Annotated in this window: 19 protein-coding genes; all 19 read left to right on the forward strand. The window is 59.8% G+C overall.

The genetic code is table 11. From position 1 onward, the window contains the following. The 19 genes from IB265_RS32835 to IB265_RS32925 all read left to right on the forward strand — a co-directional run bounded on the left by IB265_RS32835 (window position 1) and on the right by IB265_RS32925 (window position 15617). Entirely contained in the window at window positions 1-2409 is a 2409-nt protein-coding gene (locus IB265_RS32835) for an ATP-binding protein (RefSeq protein ID WP_192495847.1), read from the forward strand. Continuing rightward, complete coding sequence (locus tag IB265_RS32840) at window positions 2406-3956, forward strand: hypothetical protein (protein WP_192495848.1); 1551 nt, start codon at window positions 2406-2408, stop codon at window positions 3954-3956. The genes IB265_RS32835 and IB265_RS32840 overlap by 4 nt, the downstream gene beginning before the upstream one ends. A gap of 91 nt (window positions 3957-4047) precedes the next feature. Continuing rightward, window positions 4048-4659: an RNA ligase family protein gene (locus IB265_RS32845; RefSeq protein ID WP_192495849.1), complete on the forward strand. Its 612-nt coding sequence runs from the start codon at window positions 4048-4050 to the stop codon at window positions 4657-4659. A gap of 9 nt (window positions 4660-4668) precedes the next feature. Beyond that, window positions 4669-5346, forward strand: coding sequence for a hypothetical protein (locus IB265_RS32850; protein WP_192495850.1), 678 nt, complete (start codon window positions 4669-4671; stop codon window positions 5344-5346). Window positions 5347-5379: 33 nt separating this feature from the next. Beyond that, window positions 5380-5631 (forward strand): hypothetical protein, encoded by a 252-nt coding sequence (locus IB265_RS32855; RefSeq protein WP_192495851.1) that lies wholly within the window; start codon window positions 5380-5382, stop codon window positions 5629-5631. Beyond that, window positions 5591-5887, forward strand: a complete 297-nt coding sequence (locus IB265_RS32860; protein ID WP_192495852.1) for a hypothetical protein — start codon at window positions 5591-5593, stop codon at window positions 5885-5887. The genes IB265_RS32855 and IB265_RS32860 overlap by 41 nt, the downstream gene beginning before the upstream one ends. Beyond that, window positions 5884-6429 carry an HNH endonuclease gene (locus IB265_RS32865; RefSeq protein WP_192495853.1) on the forward strand — a complete coding sequence of 182 codons (546 nt, stop codon included), beginning with the start codon at window positions 5884-5886 and terminating at the stop codon, window positions 6427-6429. Before IB265_RS32860 ends, IB265_RS32865 begins: the two co-directional genes overlap by 4 nt. A 145-nt stretch (window positions 6430-6574) precedes the next feature. Continuing rightward, on the forward strand, window positions 6575-7141 hold the full coding sequence (locus tag IB265_RS32870; RefSeq protein WP_210334663.1) for a 3'-5' exonuclease: 567 nt from the start codon (window positions 6575-6577) through the stop codon (window positions 7139-7141). Window positions 7142-7220: 79 nt separating this feature from the next. After that, on the forward strand, window positions 7221-8009 hold the full coding sequence (locus IB265_RS32875) for a hypothetical protein (RefSeq protein WP_192495854.1): 789 nt from the start codon (window positions 7221-7223) through the stop codon (window positions 8007-8009). Window positions 8010-8133: 124 nt separating this feature from the next. Then, window positions 8134-8568 carry a hypothetical protein gene (locus IB265_RS32880; RefSeq protein WP_192495855.1) on the forward strand — a complete coding sequence of 145 codons (435 nt, stop codon included), beginning with the start codon at window positions 8134-8136 and terminating at the stop codon, window positions 8566-8568. Further along, window positions 8565-8927, forward strand: a complete 363-nt coding sequence (locus IB265_RS32885) for a hypothetical protein (RefSeq protein ID WP_192495856.1) — start codon at window positions 8565-8567, stop codon at window positions 8925-8927. The genes IB265_RS32880 and IB265_RS32885 overlap by 4 nt, the downstream gene beginning before the upstream one ends. Next, complete coding sequence (locus tag IB265_RS32890; RefSeq protein WP_192495857.1) at window positions 8927-9241, forward strand: hypothetical protein; 315 nt, start codon at window positions 8927-8929, stop codon at window positions 9239-9241. Before IB265_RS32885 ends, IB265_RS32890 begins: the two co-directional genes overlap by 1 nt. Continuing rightward, window positions 9242-10096: a hypothetical protein gene (locus IB265_RS32895; protein WP_192495858.1), complete on the forward strand. Its 855-nt coding sequence runs from the start codon at window positions 9242-9244 to the stop codon at window positions 10094-10096. Between the two features lie 111 nt (window positions 10097-10207). After that, complete coding sequence (locus IB265_RS32900; RefSeq protein ID WP_192495859.1) at window positions 10208-12211, forward strand: hypothetical protein; 2004 nt, start codon at window positions 10208-10210, stop codon at window positions 12209-12211. Window positions 12212-12222: 11 nt separating this feature from the next. Then, entirely contained in the window at window positions 12223-12633 is a 411-nt protein-coding gene (locus IB265_RS32905; protein ID WP_192495860.1) for a hypothetical protein, read from the forward strand. Between the two features lie 90 nt (window positions 12634-12723). After that, on the forward strand, window positions 12724-12915 hold the full coding sequence (locus tag IB265_RS32910) for a hypothetical protein (protein WP_192495861.1): 192 nt from the start codon (window positions 12724-12726) through the stop codon (window positions 12913-12915). After that, window positions 12915-13952 (forward strand): NUDIX domain-containing protein, encoded by a 1038-nt coding sequence (locus IB265_RS32915; RefSeq protein WP_192495862.1) that lies wholly within the window; start codon window positions 12915-12917, stop codon window positions 13950-13952. Before IB265_RS32910 ends, IB265_RS32915 begins: the two co-directional genes overlap by 1 nt. Window position 13953: 1 nt before the next feature. Next, window positions 13954-15399 (forward strand): nicotinate phosphoribosyltransferase, encoded by a 1446-nt coding sequence (locus tag IB265_RS32920; RefSeq protein ID WP_192495863.1) that lies wholly within the window; start codon window positions 13954-13956, stop codon window positions 15397-15399. A gap of 77 nt (window positions 15400-15476) precedes the next feature. Then, the gene (locus IB265_RS32925) at window positions 15477-15617 is read left to right on the forward strand and encodes a hypothetical protein (protein WP_192495864.1); all 141 of its coding nucleotides are present in this window, start codon (window positions 15477-15479) and stop codon (window positions 15615-15617) included. Window positions 15618-15641: the final 24 nt, after the last annotated feature.

A 15641-nucleotide genomic window follows, 5' to 3' on the forward strand; every position in this document is an offset into this window, starting at 1 on the left:
ATGCAGGTTTCAAACATCAAAGAACTCGACACGCACGCCGTCATCGGTGGTGGCAAGGCTGAAGCCTTCGGCATGTCCGAGTCCGCAGAGTTCTTCACGGTTCTCTCCGACACGCTCTATCGCGATAAGGTCCGCGCCGTCGCCCGCGAAGTGATCTGTAACGCCTGGGACGCGCACATCATCACCGATCAGACCGATCTGCCGATTGAGATCAAGCTCACCAACGAGGAGCTGGTCATCAAGGACTTCGGTCCTGGCATCGCGCCCGAGCGTATGCGTCCGATCTACTGCATCTACGGCGCTTCGACCAAGGTCAAGAGTGAGAAGGAAACTGGTGGATTCGGTCTCGGCTCGAAGGCACCTTTCGCCTACTCCGACCACTTCTCGGTCACGTCCGCTTTCGAAGGTCTTCGCACGGTCTACGCCGTCTCGCGCGGTGGCGCCGAGACTGACGGCAAGCCGGACATGCGTCCGATGGTCCAGACGCCGACGAAGGCAACCGGCATCACGGTCTCGATCCCGATCCGGAACGCTACCGATCGCCAGAACTTCGAAAACCACATCAAGGCTGTTGTTCGCCAGGGCGGCATCAAGGCCAAGCTGAACGACGTGCTCCTCGACACGATCGACTACGAACCGTCGCGCAAGCTCGGCTACATGCTGATGCGTCGTCAGGGCTATGGCGAGCTGAACGAAAGCGTCGTCTATGTCCTCTACGGCACGGTTCTTTATCCGCTGACCACGACGCACGCCGAGATCACCAAGCAGACGCGCCATATCGCCAACTATCTCGGCGAAAACCGTGTGATCTTGCTGGCGCCGGCTAACTCTGTCGGTGTCACGCCCTCCCGCGAGTCCCTCTCCTACTCGGACAAGACGATCGAGACCTGCGTCCGGCTTCTGAAGGCGTTCACTTCGTCGCTCAAGCATGACGGCGAAAAGGCTGTTCGCGATCACATCAAGTCGCGGGTCAAGGGTATTCAGCGCCATCAGATCAACCTGTCGATGACCGAAGAGACGGTCAGCGCCTACGGCGGCTCGAATATCCAGGACCGTAAGCAGATCGCCCAGGCGATCGCGCTGGCGCAGCCGAACCTCTTCACGACCCGTGATCAGCGCCAGCGCGTTCTGCTCGCCGGCCTGCAGAAGAAGTTCCGCGATAGCCGGCGCACGTTCCGGCGCATGGGTGGTAAGCCGCTGGTTCACGGCTATTACGGCATCCACCGCGAGCAGGAGTGCGAAATCTATCGCCACACGCGGCGCCTGGTCCTGCGCATGGCTTCGAAGCTGAACCTGCTTTCGGACCTGATGGTCTACGACCACCAGGCGACCTATCAGCGCGACAAGCTGGGCGCAATGGACGCTTACAACGGCTCGCGCCCGGTCGGTCAGCAGATCCTGATCTCGCCGACGCAGCGTGACGCCCTCAAGGTTCTCATGAACCGCTATGCCAATAACTCGCAGCTGCGGCACTCGAAGGATCTGACGACGGTGTTTGTCGTCAAGAAGATGACGGCTGAGCTGCGCGCTAAGATCGAGGAGCTGTCCAAGCACTTCAAGTTCGACACCGAATTCCTGCCGTTCCCGGAGCGCAAGAAGCCCAAGCGCGGCGAGAAGGTCGAGAAGGGCCTGTTCTACGCCTTCTCCGAAGTGAAGCACGGCGCCAACGGCAGGTATCGGATCGCCGAGAAGAAGACGCTGCCGACGGCGCCGAAGTTCTACATGAACGTTCGCGGTGGCCTTGAAAGGCTCGATATCGACCTGCGCTTCTTTGATCGCCGCGAAGACTTCGGGAAGTTTTTCGGCGAGATCGCGCTCGCAAACACCGTCAAGGCTGAAGCTAAGCTCAAGATGATGGGCTCTCGCGATATCGAGGTGGCGCTGATTGATGAGCTGAAGGCTATCGCCAGCAATCGCGAAGTCGCCTTCGCCTACCTTTGCAGGAAGGGCGAGTTGATCAGCTCCGGTCATTACCGGTCGGTCTCGCACATGGCGCGAGACCTGATCATGGAGGATATCCGCTTCGCGCAATTCTTCTTCCCCGACGCCAAGATCGTTACCAACGAGGCGACGGAGAAGGCCGAGTTCCTGATGCAGGTGATGCAGGATCGCTACAACTACGGCACGAAGAAGTATCGCGACTATCAGACCGTCTGGGAAGAAGTCCGCAGGATCGCCAAGGGCGAGTTCAAGGATACATGCCTCGATGCCAAGACGGCAGACGAGCGCTTTTCCTTCCTGAAGGTTCTGTCCGACGGCAACTTCAGTCCCGATCGTAGCCGCGCCGTCTACGACTTCGACGAAACCCTCGCATTGCTGAAGTGGCTCAAGGCTCGCCACGAACGCAAGGCGAAGACCGTATCCCCGAACAACGACAATACCACTGACGCCCAGAAGGAGGCAGCATGAGCAAGGTTCGCGTAGCCGGTGCCATTGCATCGCAGAATGGCATTACCTTTTACCTCGAAGATGGCGAGGAATTGAACCTGGTGAAGGACTCGGCGCGCACGCGCATGATCCTTGACGCCACGGTCGAAGCCCTCGCCCGCAAGGAGATCGTTGAGATCGACCTCGAAAGCTTCTCCATCGAGAAGCGGATCGAGCAGCAGACGAAGGGCCTCATCCGCTTCTTCAAGACGACCGTCAAGAAGTTCATCGGCCGCGAAGCCGAGAAGGACTACACGACGGAAGTCATCGGTCAGATGGACCGTCCGAAGCCGGTCGAAGCAGCTGAGACGGCCGATCCCGTGACGGCTTCTGAAGCTCTGCGCGACACGCTGCGCGACGACAGCGGCAAGCTCCTGAAGGACGACGACGAAATCACCGTCGCGGTCGTCCAGACGCCGGCCGGCGAGAAGATGGTGCCGAACGTTCAGCGCCTCGAAAAGCAGATGGAATACGCCGCCTTCGAAAGCCATGAAGGCTTCACGAAGTTCATGGAGCGCATCGCATCCGTCAGCAAGGATCGCGGTCACTCGGTCCAGGAGCTGCTGAACTTCATGAAGAAGGGCGATCTGCCGATCGCGGCCGACGGCTCGATCGTCGCCTACAAGATGCTCTACGCCGAAGGCAACGAGGTCTTCACTGATCCGCACACCCGCAAGGTTCGCCAGCGTGTCGGCGCGCACGTCTCGATGCCGATCGATAAGGTCGATCCGTCACGCCGGACGCAGTGCTCGACTGGTCTGCACATCGCCCGTCGCGGCTACGTCAAGTCGTTCCACGGCGATACGATCATGCTGGTCAAGATCGCGCCCGAAGACGTGATCGCGGTTCCTTACAACGAGCCCGACAAGATGCGTGTCGCCGGCTACCACATCGTCGCCAAGCTTCCGAAGGACGGCGCCGACAAGGTTCGTGAGAACAAGCCGATGACGACGGACAGCGAAAGCGCGTTGCTTCTCGCCAACGTCATTGCCGGCAATCACGTCGCGATCACCGAGCGGGTCGTTATTGGCGCTGCACAGGGCGAGAATGTCTCGACCACTGCGGTTGCCGGTGCCGCAAAGCTTCCGATCCCGGCTGTTCCGGTCGCGAAGGTGGTTCACGCCCTCGATAGTGAGGAAGCTGGCAACGTCTCGATCAAGGATCTGCGTCAGCGTGCGGATAAGGCGATCGTCGAGCAGCGCACGGCCGCACAGAAGGCCGCTGAGAGCGGTGACTACTCGGCCGCACTCTCGCAGCCCGCAAAGGCCGAACCTGCGCCTGTGACTCCGCCTGCGCCGAAGAAGGCAGCTGCCAAGCCGGTGAAGACCGAGAAGGTCGTCGAGCCCAAGAAGGCCGCGCCCAAGAAGAAGGCGTATGACGGCCCTGAGCCGATGCCCGAGAAGCACACGCTCGCTCTGGTCCTGCACGCTGAAGGCAAGTCGAACCGCGCCATCGAGGCCGAGCTGAAGATTTGCCGCAAGACCCTGAAGAAGCTGTTCGACAAGAACGGTCTGAAGCCCAACGGCTGATCCCACTCGATAACCCTGCGCGCAATGTGATGTCTTCCGTCGCATTGCGCGCTATAAGTTAAGTAAGCACTTACTTTAACGGAGATATTGCATGACCATCACCATCCCGGAACGCGAGTTCGAAAGCTTCCAGAAGATCTCCCGCGCCAAGCAGGGCTTCGGCTGCGTCATCACCGAGAAGCTTGACGGCTCGAACGGTCAGATCCTGATCGAAGACGGCAAGATCGTTGGCGTCGGCTCGCGTCAGCGCTGGATCCAGCCCGGCAAGCTCACCGACAACTACGGCTTCGCCCGTTACATCGAGGAGAACGAGGAAGAAATCGCAGCCAAGCTCGGCGACGGCCAGCACTTCGGCGAATGGTGGGGCTCCGGCATCCAGCGCGCCTATGGCCTGACCGGTTCCGACAAGCGCTTCTCGCTGTTCAACACTGGTCGCTGGTCCGACGCCGCTGTTCGCCCGTCGTGCATGAGCGCCGTTCCGGTTCTCTACGCTGGCGAATTCACGCGCGCTGCGGTCGAGCGCGTCATGCGTGAGTTGGCAGAGGGCGGATCCCGCGCCGCTCCGGGCTTCATGCGTCCCGAAGGCATCATCATCTATCTGCCGGGTCCGCGGATCCTGCTGAAGGAGACCTACGAGCACTCCGACGGCAAGTGGAAGTCCGCACCGGTCAACGACAACGCTGCAACCGAAGTTGCAGCGTAAGGAGATCCCATGACCCAGGTTATGCGAACCGATTACGCCCCGACGCCGGCTCCCGCTGTCGCCTCGCGCGGTCCTTACATGCACTCGTCCAACGGTCGGAAGATCTGGCCGTTCGACCCGCGTCCGGAAGAGATCGACATCGAGGTTGTTGCGCATCATCTCGCCTGCAACAACCGCTGGAACGGCGCCACGCAGCACAAGAAGTTCAAGAGCCGGATCTCGTTCTCCGTCGCTGAACATTCGGTCCTGTGTGCAAAGTTCATGGTCGAGCACCTGAAGCGCCCTGACCTTGAGCTTGAGACCCTGCTGCACGACGCGCCGGAATACCTGCTGTCCGACATGATCCGGCCGATCAAGCATAAGCCCGAGGTCTATGCGGTCTACAAGCCGCTTGAGGATCGCGCCGAATGGGCGGTCGCTCAGCGGTTCGGTCTGATCTTCCCGCTTCCGAAGGAGGTCAAGATTGCCGACGAGGCCGTCTGTGCAGCCGAGGCGCAGCAGATCGTGCCCAAGGACGCACGCGAGGAGTGGGAGTCGGGCAGGCTGCACGACAACAGCCTGGTCGCACCCTACGAGATCGAGATGATGGGCGCCTACCAGGCCAAGGAATACTTCCTGATGGCCTATGAAGACGCCATTCGTCGCCGGCCTAACTACCACGCATTGCCGTCTTCTGTTGTGCTATAAGTGAAGTAAGCACTTACTTTAACGGAGCTTGCAATGGCTGAAGCGGATGATTGGCCCAGCTTAGGACAGGAGCTGGGCCGCAAGACTTCTGAGGTCATCGAAAAATGGATGACCGCATACGACGCCGGCAGGATCACCCTGAAGGAATTCTACCTGATCGTCGTCTCTGTCTACGACTCCACAAGCGGCCTGGCGCCGCGTGACATCAGCGCAATGCTGGCGAATATCGAGAAGGAACTGAGAGATGAAGCCGCAAAGCGCAAGGCAGCAAAAGCTGGCCTGTGATGCCTGTCACTACATGGAAGACGTTGATCGCCTGCACAAGGGTCTGATCGGCAAGGAATGTCCGGACTGTCAGTCGGTCATGCTGACGGCCGAAGACTACCGGATCGCCAAGCGCGCCATGCGCAAGCTCGCCATTCTAGCCTGGCTCTCGCGGATGATTGTTCGCATGTATCCAGCCGCTGGTGTTGGCACGATGCAGGTCCAGGTTAAGGACGGCCAGATGTTCTCAGAGTTCCACAAGGACAAGCATCTGTGAGTAAGAAGTTCCCCAAGGATGCGTGGATCAAGGCCGCACTTCGTAAGGCGTATCTGATCGTCTCCGAAGACGGCACGATCCACCGGGCGAACAAGGCTGACGCGCAAGGTAACGTCGATCGCTCCAAGGGCTATTCGATCGTTACTCAGCAGGTCCAAAAGAAGTCGGGCCGCGTCTACTTCAACATGACCTTCATGGGTCACACGAAGTCGATCCTGACCAATCGTGTCGTCGCCTGGCGCTTCCACCCGAACCCTCTCAATCTGCCGCAGGTGAACCACATCGACGGCAACAAGGAGAACAACGCGAAGTCCAATCTTGAATGGTCTTCCGGCTCCGACAACGAGAAGCACGCCCATCGCACGGGTCTGAAGACCGGTCGCGGCTCTTCCAATTCCAATGCGAAGCTCAGCGCTGACCAGGTGGTGAAGATCCGGGCGGCTGCGAACGATAACACGCCCGAGCAGCTCGCCGAGGAATACGGCGTCTCGCGCTCGACCATCATCAACGTCCTCAATCGCAAGACCTGGAAGCATCTATGATCCGCAAGCTTCTCCAGCTCCTCCGAATCCCACGTCCCTGCAAGGACATTAGCGGGCACGATTTCGAATTTGGCTGGGACATGCAGCCGCAACTTTGTCGGCGTTGCCATCTGCGCCACGACGACCTTTACGATTGGAGCGCTAAGTGACCCACATTCCGATTATCGCCGGTCTCGATTGGGAGACGACGGGCAAGCTCGAACCGGATCACCGCATCATCGAAGCCTATATTGGCCTCTACCGCGGTGGAACGAAGATTTGGAGCTACGAGCAGCGGATTGATCCGCAGCGCTCGATCTCCGCGGACGCACAGCGCGTTCATGGTATCTCAGCCGGCGACCTGATCGGTATGCCCATCTGGGATACGGTCGCTCCCACCATCAACCAGATCCTCAACCGTTGCGATTTTGTCGTCGCTCATAATGGCAATGGCTTCGATAAGCCGTTCGCCGAGATGGAGATGCGCCGGATCGGGCTGACGCTCACGGATAAGCCGTGGATCGATACGATGCTTGATGGCGTTTGGGCGACCGCGGACGGCAAGAAGCCGCGTCTTGGTGAGTTGGCTTTCGCTTGCGGCGTCGATTACGACCCGTCGAAGGCACACTCTGCAGCCTACGACGTTGACGTGATGATGGACTGCTACCTGAAGGGCCTCGACTGGAACTTCTTCTCCATGCCGGAACTCGAAGGATTGAAGCTCGCTGCGTAACAATCCTGCCGCGTTCCAAGAGTGATTGCGTTACAACGAATTCATCAAGTAACGCAATCACTTAGCAAGGAGTGAAGCAATGCCGACCGCAGCAGCAATGAATACCATGCCACACGAAGCCGACCTCGCATCGCTCGACGCCGTTCTCGCCGACTTCGACCTTGAAGCCACGACCGAGGAGGACGTGATCCTCGACGACGAGGTTGGTCCGGAGTTTGAAGCCGCGGCCGAGGACGAGTCCGTGATCCAGGAAGAAACCCAGGTGGAGCTTGGCGCTGACGACCTGGCTGACCTCGACCTGGCAATCGCCAAGAACGAGGCATACGCCGAGCAGACCTCTTCGGCGATCGAGACGACCGAACTTCCGGCACCCACTGCCGCGAAGACCAAGGGCGCACGCGCACCGAGGGCGGCATCTGCCTCGACCGGTGCTGCTCGCACGCCGCGCGATATCTCCAAGGTCGCCGACGAGTTCTTCGTTCTGAATGGCGATCCCGCCTCGATGTCGGCTGATGACCTGGCAGCCGCCCGCGCTGCCACGATGGCGCTCAAGCCCGGCCAGGTGAAGATCGCGGAGAAGTTCGAGAACCTCTTCACCGCCCTCTCTGCCGGTAAGGCGCCGTCCACCTACGTCATGATCGCCTTCGGTGTGCTTGAGTCCAAGGGCTCGATGACTTCTGCCGATGTCGTTGGTGCTTACAAGGCATCCGGTCTTGGCGAGGGCACTGCCCGCTCGCAGTCGGGCCAGATCATGAACCTCTTTGCGACTGTCGGGATTGCCACGCGCTCCGGACAGACGCTCACCCTTCGTTCGGACAGCAAGCTTGCCGAACGTCTGCGTAGCCTGCCGGCTCCTGCCGCAAGCTAACCGACGGCTACGCAGCTGCGGACGACGAGTTTCCTGTGCTCGTCGTCCGCTCATTACCTGCCGCACTCCAAAATCATCAGCGCTATAACGATAAGTAAGAGATTACTTATCGCAGGAGTTTTCAGTGACCCACATGGATCTTGCAGAGGGCTATGTCCACAGCACGGGCGGCTCCTACATAGCCGGCAGCTTCTCCTTCACCGACAACTGGGCGCACTCCTGGGGTGTTGCTATCGCCCGTAAGGTGAAGGTCGGCCGTCAGACCGTGCTGCTTATCAACTCCATGAAATACAGCGTCTCCACTTCGGCGCATCGCGGATCGATCCGCAGAGCCGCACAGGCTGCTGGCCTGCGCATGTTCGAGGTTCCGAACCTTCATATCGACCACGACCACGAGGCTAATCTGCGCTTCTACCTGGCGCGGATCACGGACCTCAAGGCTCGTCGGGTGTCGGCCCTCAAGCCGGCGAAATACGACCAACTCATCCAGGAGCTGCAGCAGGAGATGTCCGACTACATCGACCTGTTTGAGCCCGAACAGCAAAAGGAAGCCGCATGACCGACATTTTCGTATTTGGCTCCAACCTCGCCGGTCGTCACGGCGCTGGTGCAGCGCTCTACGCCCTGAAACAGAAGGGCGCTGTTCTCTTCCAGGGCGAAGGCTTGCAGGGCGAGTCCTATGGCATTCCGACCAAGGATGAGCGGATCCGCACCCGTGGCCTGGTCGAGATCGAGCGCTCGGTGATCGAGTTCATCCGCTTCGCCGAGTCCCGTCCGGACCTGACCTTCTACGTCACGCCGATCGGCTGCGGTCTCGCCGGCTACAAGCGCGAGCAGATCCGCCCGATGTTCGAACACATGCCGTCGAACTGCCGCTTTGCCGAAACCTGGGATGAGCCCGACGAGGTGGCTGCGTAATGGCCGGTCGCACCATCCTATATGGCAACGAGACGCGCAGTGATTTCGCGGGCATCTCGCAGCCCGAGCGCGGCTTCTACGTCAACGTCTACGAGGAGAATTTCGGGACGGTCACGCAGTCTCGGCGCTACGGCAACAAATGGCCGACGCGCAAGGACGCGATTCAAACTGCCAAAGAGCAGGTGTTTAACCGCGAAGGTTTTATTCGCTGCGCCTACCGCATCCGCGTCGTGCCGAAGGTGGCAATTCCCGCCGACCGTCCGCCTGTCTCTCCAATGTTTTTCCATCCGAGTTTCGTCATGAGGGGTTTTTAAATGGGTTGCTGGAACGAAAGCTGCGCGATCTCCGGGATCGACATTCCGCACAAGACCAAGATTTACGTCGCCCTAATCGGCAATGAGCGGTTCGGAAACGACATGGCAATCTTCGTGCCGCCTGTCCTCGGCGCCTACGATGATTACGGTGGCGTCGACCTCCTGGAAGACTCGCCGCTGTTTGGCCTCAAGAAGGGCGACAACTGGCGCCCCCGCGAAGACAAGCGCGGTCATCCTGTCTACCTCGACGCCGAGGTGTTCGACTTCCTGACCTCGCTGAAGATTCAATGGTCGATCGATGGCAAGACGCTCGGCGATGCTATTACCAAGCATGAGAAGGTGATCCGCGAGACCGTCGAGAAGCTGAAGCCGCTTCAGCGCTACGAGGACAAGGATTACTGGAAGACGATGATGGATCTCGACCGGCTCCTGCAGCGCCGCGAGACCTTCGACGACGCCAAGCAGGTGTTCGAAGAAATCCTCTACGTCAAGAAGGGCGAGACCCGTGACGAGGAAGCGACCGACGCCAAGATCGAGGCCTTCATCACCTGCTGGAAGCGCGCCTTTATCATGAACCAGGCGCAGCACGAACTCCGCAAGAAGATCGTGCCGGAAGTGAAGGGTCCGCAGCACGGTGGAGCTCCGGCTCTCATCCAGTTCTACACGATGGTCCTGATGACCTCGAAGCGTCGGCATGAGGAGCAGCGTGACGACGGTTGGAATTGGGACGAGATGGACAAGGACTTTCCGCTCGATCGGTGGAAGGCAGAAGTTGCCCTCGATCAGACGCAGTTGTCCTTCCGCGACTGGCAGGTCGCGCAGGAATTCAAGCGCGACGACGAGGATGACGCGTAACCCTGCCGCGCTCCAACTGAGCGTCTGCTAAACAATAAACATAACGAATTCAGAGAGTTGGCGCAGTCAGCGCCCTCTCTAACTGTGACTTTTAACGGAGTAAAGACCCGCATGACCGACAAGTTTCCGCAGTTCGCAAAAGCCGTGAAGGAGAAGTTCGACATTCTCTCCGACAAGGAGCTGTATGTCGTGGACGTTGAGCGCGACGAGATGTTCGACCTCTACCTCGCCTCCTTCCCGGAAGGCACCAACCCGATCTTCCGCGTTCGCACCGAACACGACGGCTCCTACGACCGGGCGTTCATCCGCAATGTCGGTCACGTTGTCAGCCTGGAAGGCGGCCGCATCCAGACGATCTGGTCCTTCCCGGCGAACGCGCTGCCGTATCCCTACGATGTTGTCGCCAAGGCACTCGATGAGCGGGTCAAGAGCCGCGCCGTCAAGTCGCTGTTCCGCACGGTCGAGCGCTCCATTGGTCATGCTCCCAATCACGAGATCATCGACGGCGTAACGCATCGCTTCACCCACTTCCAGGCATCGATCGCCGATCGTCATCGTTCTTCCACGCCGGATGCTGATCGCGGCAAGGCGACGACCAACCTCGGTGTCTTCCGTCGCGGCCTCGAAACGCTGTCCATTGGCAACATCGAGCAGGTGCTTGAGCTGATCGAGGGCAACGCCCTTTATCGCGGCGCTGAGCACAAGCGCGCCGTTGAAGCCTTCAAGAAGCTCTCGATGGAATACCCGCGCCGGGCGCCGGAAGCCGACAAGGCCGTCTTCCTGTGGCTCAACTACAACAATCCGGCTGCGCTGTTCCGCAACACCGTGATCGGCACGCTGGTCGATGACCTGTCTGCCGGCGTCGAGCTGGAAGCAGCCGTCCGGTCCTTCGAGAAGAAGGTCGCGCCGGAGAACTACAAGCGCACCACGTCGCTGATCACGCCGAAGATGATCGAGCAGGCGGTCGACAAGTTGAAGGAGCTGGGCCTCGAGTCCGCGGTTGAGCGCCGCTTCGCCAAGCTCTCCGACGTGTCGGTCAACAACGTGCTGTTCGTGGACAACTCGGTCGCTCCGCAGATGAAGGACGGCCTGACCGGTCTGCTGATGACCTCGGCGAAGTCGACGCCGGTCGATATCAAGAAGGCAATGCCGATCACCGTGGACGAGTTCTTCGAGAACGTCGTTCCGAATGCTCGCGGGATCAAGGTGCTGGTGCAGAACAAGCACATGGCGAACTTCATGTCGCTGACCGCGCCCGTCGATCCCGACGCCGGCAAGCTGTTCAAGTGGGACAACCAGTTCGCCTGGTCCTACGACGGCGATGTGACCGACAGCCTGAAGGAGCGCGTCAAGGCTGCGGGTGGCAACGTGAAGGCAGACTTCCGCATCAGCCTTGGCTGGTTCAACTACGACGACCTCGATATTCACGTCCACTGGCCGGGTGGTGCGGAGATCTTCTACGGCGACAAGCAGGGCCACCAGGACGTTGACATGAACGTCTCGCCGTCCAGCCGTAAGGCGGTCGAGAACGTCGTCTTCAACGGTCGCGATGTCTACGATGGCGTCTACCGTGTTGGGGTTCACAACTTCACCAAGCGCGAAAACATCGATGTCGGCTTCGAGCTTGAGGTGGAATGCATGGGCGCGATCCATCGCTTCACCTACGACCGGGCCGTCGGTTCGAAGAATATGGTCAAGGCGCTCGAAATCACCGTGAAGGATCGCGCTATCGTTGCGATCAAGCCCGGCGATGGCGTTCAGGGCGGTTCGTTCTCGCAGGGCAAGTGGGGCGTCACCACCGAGCAGCTCGTGCCGGTCAACACGCTGATGGCGTCCCCGAACCATTGGGACGGTCAGGAGATCGGCAACAAGCATTGGTTCTTCATCCTGAAGGACTGCATCAACCCCGACCAGGTGCGCGGCTTCTACAACGAATACCTGAAGGGTGAATTCGAACCTCACCGCAAGGTCTTCGAGGTGCTCGGCGCCAAGACCAAGTGCGCGCCTTCGACCGAACAGTTGTCCGGCGTCGGCTTCTCATCCACCCGCAAGGACAAGGCTACCGTCGTCGTCGAAGGCGACAAGGCCACCCGCGCATACGAAATCAGCTTCTAAGGAGAGCAACCATGTCCATTTTTGAAACCGCTTCGCGCAAGAAGTTCCGCTATTCCTCCAACCGCGGTGAACTGACCACCGAACAGCTGTGGGATCTTCCCCTGACCTCGAACAACTCCTTCAACCTCAACATCGTGGCGAAGACCATCGCCAATGAGCTGAAGTCGGCCGAGGACGAAAGCTTCGTCGCTGAGAGCGCCGATCCGGCGAAGACGCTGCTGTCGGAGAAGTTGGACGTGGTGAAGTCGGTCATTGCGACCAAGATCGCCGAGAAGAAGGCCGCTGAAAAGAGGGCCGCTGACGCCGAGCGCCGCAAGAAGCTGGTCGAAGCCCTTGCGATCCAGGAAGACAAGGCGCTCGCCTCGCTGTCGAGGGAGGAAATCCTGAAGCAGCTTCAGGAGATCGATAACGCCGACGGCTGATCCCACCACTTGGAAGCGCTCATAACCGCGAGCGCTTCCAAACTCTTTTGCGCTATAAAGTAAGTAAGTCATTACTTTAGAGGATCAGACATGAGCGAAGGCACTCAGCGCATTCTCGGGACCATCACCAACGCGCGCTTTCTCGACATTGGCTCGTTTCGCCAGGTCGTCGGCGGGACGCTGGAAGGCAAGACCTTCTACTCCGAGCCGATCGAAGGCATCGACGGCGACATCATCAAGACCAAGAGCGGAAACTACCGCTATTCCAGGAGCATCCACTGATGCGTGACTTCCACTACGGCATCTTCATCGGGCGCTTTCAGCCGCTCCATATCGGTCATGAGGCCGTCATCCGCGGCGCGCTTGAGCGGGTCGAAACCCTGATTGTTGTCGTTGGGTCGAGCCTGTTGGCTGCGAACCCGAAGAATCCCTTCTCCTTCGCCGAACGCCAGGCGATGTTTGCCCGCGTCTTCCAGCATGAGCTGTCGACCGGGCGCATGGTCCTCGTCCCGCTCTACGACTACGAGCATGACCACGACTGGCGCGACAACCTCAAGAAGGGCGTCACTGAAGCCATCCTGTCGCACGGCAACAAGGGCGGCATCCGCCTGCACGGCATTCGCGACTTCAAGGTTGCGCTCGCCGGCTTCGGCAAGGACGCCTCGTCCTACTACCTGGACATGTTCCCGGAGTGGGATTCGATCCAGATCGACATTCAGCACGGCACGCTGAACGCATCCGATATCCGTGATGATTACCTTCGCCGGCTCCCTCACCTGCCGCACGACGCCTGCTCCAAGCCGGTCGTTGAATGGCTCAAGCAGTTCTCCTTCACCCAGGAGTTCAAGGATCTGGTGAAGTGGAAGGATGACCTCGAGACCGATGCCAAGAAGTATGGCAAGGGGCCGTTCCTCGCAGCCGACGTGCTGATCACCTGGCGCGGCAAGGTTCTCCTCGTCACGCGCGGCAAGGCTGCCGGCCGCGGGCAGCTCGCCATGCCGGGCGGCTTTGTCGAAGAGGGCGAGCGCTTCATCGATGCCGCGATCCGCGAGCTGAAGGAAGAAGCCTCGATCGACGGTCAGGATATCGCCGACTACCTCGCCGGCTTCCAGCTCGCCGACAATCCGAAGCGCTCGCTGCGCGGTCGCATCGCCTCGACGGTGTTCCACTTCGACATTCCTGCCGAGGTTGAGGTCAAGACGCCGGAAGCTGGCGACGACGCCTCTGACGCGGCCTGGTTCGACTTCGAGGAGCTGGGCACCGACCGCTTCTACGAGGATCACCACACCCTCATTTCCAACATTCTCAACGGGGAGTAACATGACCAAGAACATCATTCTGTCCACGGACAGCTACAAGCACAGCCACTTTCTGCAGTATCCGCATGGTGCGCAGTTCGTGTCCTCCTACATCGAGGCGCGGCGCGGCTCCGACAAGAAGCAGATCACGCAGTTCTTCGGCCTGCAGGCGTTCATCAAGGAATACCTGATGAAGCCGATCACCGAAGATATGATCTTTGAGGCCGCTGCTCAGCTCGAAGGTCACGGTCTGCCGTTCAATGATAGCGACTGGGCGATTATTCTGGACGAACACCGCGGCTTCCTGCCGATCGAGATCCAGGCGCTGCCGGAAGGTGCGATTGTTCCGCGCGGCACGCCGATGATCCAGGTGCGCAACACCGATCCGCGCTTCCCGTGGCTCACGAGCTTTGTCGAGACGGCACTGTTGCGCGCCATCTGGTATCCGTCCTCTGTCGCAACGCTGTCCTTTATCACCAAGGCGATCATCTATGACGCCCTGAAGCGCACGTCGGACGATCCGGATGGTCAGATCCCGTTCAAGCTGCACGACTTCGGCGCGCGCGGCGTATCGTCTGGCGAGTCCGCTGGCATCGGTGGTGCTGCTCACCTTCTGAACTTCAAGGGCACGGACACGCTCGAAGCCCTGCAGTTCATCGACCGCTTCTACTATCCGAGCGATACGGCCGGCTTCTCGATCCCCGCATCCGAGCATTCCACGATGACCTCGTGGGGCAAGGAGCAGGAAGCTGAAGCCTACGAGAACATGATGGACGAGTTCGGGCATGGCCTGTTCTCGATCGTCTCCGACAGCTACGACCTGTTCAATGCGATCGAGAACATCTTCGGCGACAGGCTGAAGGGGAAGATCCTCGAACTCGACGGCAAGCTCGTCATTCGTCCGGACAGTGGCGATCCCGTCGCAACGCCGGTCGCGGTCGTCAAGAAGCTCTGGGAGATCTTCGGCGGGACCACGAACTCGAAGGGCTACAAGGTTCTGAATCCGAAGGTCGGCGTCATCCAGGGCGACGGCATGAATGGCGACTCCATTGGCCGCCTGGTGACGGCGCTGGTCGCTGAAGGCTTCTCGATCGACAACATTGCCTTTGGTATGGGCGGTGGGCTGCTGCAGGGCCACATGCGCGACGATATGCGGTTCGCGATGAAGGCGAACGCGATCGACTTCGGCTCTGGCTGGGTCGATGTCCAGAAGAAGCCGGCGACCGATCCCTCGAAGGCGTCGAAGGCTGGCCGGCAGGCCGTGGTCCTCAACGACGGCGAGCTGGAAGCGATCCGCGAGGAGGATCTCGGCGATCTCATTAACGAGCTTCGCACCGTCTACAAGGACGGCCGCCTGCTGCAGACCGAGTATTGGGACGAACTCACGGCCTACTCACACCTGCAGCTGGTCAACTTCTGCAACGTCGTCAGGAAGCGCACCGAGGAGGAGCAGGCAGCGGCTGCATAAGCCGCTCACTCCCTCACGCACTCCAACGACAACAGCGTTATAAGTAATTCATTACTTAATCAGAGCGAGGCAAACAGATGCGTCCCGAAGACATGAACACCCTGAACTCGAACGGCAAGGCATTCAACGGCAACCGCGGTGCGATCCTCATCGCCGGTCTGTTCGTGGCTGCGTTCGCCATCGTCACGGCTGCAAAGGCGATCGGGACGTTTTTCTGATGGTCCTCTACGCAATTGGCGCTC

The sequence above is a fragment of the Ensifer sp. ENS10 genome, assembly GCF_014852025.1.
Lineage (GTDB): Bacteria > Pseudomonadota > Alphaproteobacteria > Rhizobiales > Rhizobiaceae > Ensifer.

Excerpts from the sequence above, each read along its gene's own strand:
- IB265_RS32835 (WP_192495847.1), top strand. The coding sequence starts at position 1 with ATGCAGGTTTCAAACATCAAAGAACTCGACACGCACGCCGTCATCGGT.
- IB265_RS32905 (WP_192495860.1), top strand. The coding sequence starts at position 12,223 with ATGTCCATTTTTGAAACCGCTTCGCGCAAGAAGTTCCGCTATTCCTCC.
- IB265_RS32900 (WP_192495859.1), top strand. The coding sequence starts at position 10,208 with ATGACCGACAAGTTTCCGCAGTTCGCAAAAGCCGTGAAGGAGAAGTTC.
- IB265_RS32925 (WP_192495864.1), top strand. The coding sequence starts at position 15,477 with ATGCGTCCCGAAGACATGAACACCCTGAACTCGAACGGCAAGGCATTC.
- IB265_RS32915 (WP_192495862.1), top strand. The coding sequence starts at position 12,915 with ATGCGTGACTTCCACTACGGCATCTTCATCGGGCGCTTTCAGCCGCTC.
- IB265_RS32920 (WP_192495863.1), top strand. The coding sequence starts at position 13,954 with ATGACCAAGAACATCATTCTGTCCACGGACAGCTACAAGCACAGCCAC.
- IB265_RS32910 (WP_192495861.1), top strand. The coding sequence starts at position 12,724 with ATGAGCGAAGGCACTCAGCGCATTCTCGGGACCATCACCAACGCGCGC.
- IB265_RS32885 (WP_192495856.1), top strand. The coding sequence starts at position 8,565 with ATGACCGACATTTTCGTATTTGGCTCCAACCTCGCCGGTCGTCACGGC.
- IB265_RS32875 (WP_192495854.1), top strand. The coding sequence starts at position 7,221 with ATGCCGACCGCAGCAGCAATGAATACCATGCCACACGAAGCCGACCTC.
- IB265_RS32890 (WP_192495857.1), top strand. The coding sequence starts at position 8,927 with ATGGCCGGTCGCACCATCCTATATGGCAACGAGACGCGCAGTGATTTC.
- IB265_RS32855 (WP_192495851.1), top strand. The coding sequence starts at position 5,380 with ATGGCTGAAGCGGATGATTGGCCCAGCTTAGGACAGGAGCTGGGCCGC.
- IB265_RS32840 (WP_192495848.1), top strand. The coding sequence starts at position 2,406 with ATGAGCAAGGTTCGCGTAGCCGGTGCCATTGCATCGCAGAATGGCATT.
- IB265_RS32860 (WP_192495852.1), top strand. The coding sequence starts at position 5,591 with ATGAAGCCGCAAAGCGCAAGGCAGCAAAAGCTGGCCTGTGATGCCTGT.
- IB265_RS32850 (WP_192495850.1), top strand. The coding sequence starts at position 4,669 with ATGACCCAGGTTATGCGAACCGATTACGCCCCGACGCCGGCTCCCGCT.
- IB265_RS32845 (WP_192495849.1), top strand. The coding sequence starts at position 4,048 with ATGACCATCACCATCCCGGAACGCGAGTTCGAAAGCTTCCAGAAGATC.
- IB265_RS32895 (WP_192495858.1), top strand. The coding sequence starts at position 9,242 with ATGGGTTGCTGGAACGAAAGCTGCGCGATCTCCGGGATCGACATTCCG.